The sequence below is a fragment of the Candidatus Methylomirabilota bacterium genome, assembly GCA_035764725.1.
GTDB lineage: Bacteria > Methylomirabilota > Methylomirabilia > Rokubacteriales > CSP1-6 > DASRWT01.
The window spans coordinates 1-2,794 of record DASTYT010000141.1 but is presented as its reverse complement, the minus strand read 5'-3'; the positions used below and the strand labels follow the sequence as shown (position 1 = coordinate 2,794).

General features: G+C 70.0%; 2 protein-coding genes. Both read right to left on the bottom strand.

Translation table 11 applies throughout. From position 1 onward, the window contains the following. Nucleotides 1–480: response regulator (locus VFX14_23190; GenBank protein ID HEU5192596.1), on the bottom strand; the 480-nt coding region annotated here is incomplete at its 3' end. Continuing rightward, nucleotides 477–2,726 carry an ATP-binding protein gene (locus VFX14_23185; GenBank protein ID HEU5192595.1) on the bottom strand — a complete coding sequence of 750 codons (2,250 nt, stop codon included), beginning with the start codon at nucleotides 2,724–2,726 and terminating at the stop codon, nucleotides 477–479. The genes VFX14_23185 and VFX14_23190, both read right to left, overlap by 4 nt. Nucleotides 2,727–2,794 lie beyond the last annotated feature (68 nt).

Sequence of the window (2,794 nt, the reverse complement as noted above, 5' to 3'; positions counted from 1 at the left end):
TTCGCTCACCACGCGGGCCTGGGCGGCCCGGAGGTCGGCGAGCGTGGCCTCGAGGTCTGCGTTCTTCGCCGCGAGGTCCTGCACGAGGCGCTCGCGCTCCGCGCTCAGGAGGTGACGCTCCACGCCGCGGCGCACGGTGTGGATCAGCTCCGCGGGATCCCATGGCTTCAGAATGAAGTGGTAGATGTTGGCGGCGTTGATCGACTGCATCAGCGCCTCGGCGTCCGTGAACGCGGTGAGGAGCACCCGCACCGTCTCCGGGGCCAGCTCGCGGCAGCGCGCGAGGAAGTCGGTGCCGCTCATGCCCGGCATGCGCTGGTCGCTGATGACGAGGGCCACCGGCTTCCGCACGATCAGGTCGAGGGCCGCTTCGGGTCGCTCCGCTCGCAGCACCCGGTAGTCCATGGCGAGGAGCGCCTCGAGGGAGTCCAGCACGCGCGTCTCGTCGTCGACGATGAGGACGGTCGGCGGCAGCGTCACGCCCGGTCCTTCCGCGCGAGCGGAATGCGGACGGTGAAGACGGCGCCGCCGCCCGGCGCGTTCTCGGCGCGGATCTCGCCGCCATGCTTGGTGACGATCTCGTAGCTGATGCTGAGCCCGAGCCCGGTCCCCTCGCCCACCGGCTTGGTGGTGAAGAACGGGTCGAACACGCGGCCCAGCGCGTCGGGGCTGATGCCGGGGCCGGTGTCGGCGACCGCGATCACCGCCGCGTCGCCCTCACGCCGGGTCTCGATGGTGATGGCGCCAGGGCCCGCGATGGCCTGGGCGGCGTTGGCGAGCAGGTTCAGGAACACCTGGTCGACCTGGGAGCGGATGCACTCCACCTCGGGGAGCTCGCCGAACTTGCGGTGCACGGTGACACGGTCCTTCAGGAGATGGTTCAGCAGGGTGAGGCTCGACTCGATCTCCTCGTGGAGGTCAACCGGCTGCCACACGTCGTCCTGGGTGCGTGCGAACACCCGGAGGTCGCGCACGATCTTGCGCGCGCGCTCCGCGCCTTCCTTGATGCCCTGGATCATGGAGTCGAGGTACTTCAGCGCGTAGTCGACCTTGCGCGACTCCCACTCCGCCTGCAGGCGCGCCCCATCCGGGGCGGCGAGGGGCGCGGCGCGATAGGCCTCGAGCATGCCGCGGAGCCGGCGGACGAAGTCCTCCAGCGTGGTGACGTTGGAGTAGACGAAGCCGATCGGGTTGTTGAGCTCGTGCGCAACCCCGGCCACGAGCTGGCCGACCGACGCCATCTTCTCGCGCTGGACGAGCTGGAGCTGGGTGGCCTGGAGCTCGCGGTACGCCGCCTGTAGCTCCTCGTTGGCGGTGCGGAGCTGCTCGGTGCGCACCCGCACCTTGTCCTCGAGGCCGCGGCTCAGCTCCTCGATGGTCTGGAAGCTCGCCGCGCGATCCACCGCGAGCGCCACGTGATTCGCCACGGCGGCGAGCAGCTCGCGGTCGGGCTCCCCAACACGTCCAGCCTCACTAGACGTCACCGCGAGCGCGCCCACGACCATCTCCTTGACTTTGAGGGGCACCATGACCACCGAACGGGTGCCGAACGCGCGCGCCGTCGCCACGTCCATGGGCAGGCTCGTGCGCTCCACGTCGTCCGCGACGAGGGGCCGGCCGGTGCGGACGACCTCGGCCGCGGCGGAGTGCGGATCGTCCAGGCGGTATTCGACGTCGCCGAAGCGCCGGTTCGCGCGTACGGTGCCCGCCGCTCGGTGCTCGTGGATGGTCCGGCGGGAGCGGTCCACGAGGTAGAGGTAGGCGCTCTGGTAGCCCATCCCCTCGACCAGCCGCTCGAGCGCCTGCTGGTAGATCAGCTCCACGTCAAGCGTCGCGTTCACTGCCGCGGACAGCTCGCTGAGCAGTGAGAGCTGCTCGATGGTGGTTTCGAGGTGGCGGAATTTCTTCTCGAGCTCGTTGTTCGAGTAGAGGATCTCCTCGGACTGCAGGGCGAGCATGCGCTTGGTGTGCTCCCAGCGCTCGCGCTGGCGGAGCCCCCAGCCGATCGCCCCGCCCAGCAGCACGGGCAGCGCGAGCGCCGCCGCCTCGCCCAGCCAGGTGGCGACCTGATTGGCCTCCATCAGCCCCACCAGCGTCAAGGAAGCCACCGCGCCCGCGACGACCGGGCCCCAGAACCGGCGCCCGAGCGGCGGGTTCTTCCAGTGCACCTCCACCACGCACGCATCCGCGCCGCGCGCCGCGCACTGATGCTCGACGATGGTCGCGGCGGGCAGCCCCCAGTTCTTCGGGTACCACCTCCACTTCTCGTTCTCCCAGACGCAGAACCAGCGGGGAATCGCGTAGCCCGCGAGGGGCGCGCGCCGGTAGACCATCGAGCTCCGTCGGGACCTCACGATCTCGAGCGTCGAGAAGCGCGAGATGGCGGCCGACGCCCTCACGTTGGCCGCATAGACGTCCCGCGGGGTCCCCATCCCCATCGTGTAGGTGCCGAGGTAGTGGCGGTACTCCCGCGACGGCTTCCACGCCATCATGTCGGCGGCCGCCCGCGCGACCCAGGCTTCCTCGTCGACGTCCCCGGTCAGCGACATGGCCACGCGCACCAGCTCGCTGGCGACGGGCAGGGGCAGCCAGTTGTGATCGGCCATGAGGTAGTCGCGCTCCCGCCCCGCGACCCGGCACAACCTGGCCACCGCCTCCGGCCCCGCCTCTTTCTCCACGAAGGGGATGAGCCCCTTCGTGAAGAGACAGTTGATCTCGCCCGGCACGCGTGTCCTTGTCCGCCGCCCTCAGCTCGGCTTGTAGACGAACTTGGAGGTGATGTTCACCGGATTGG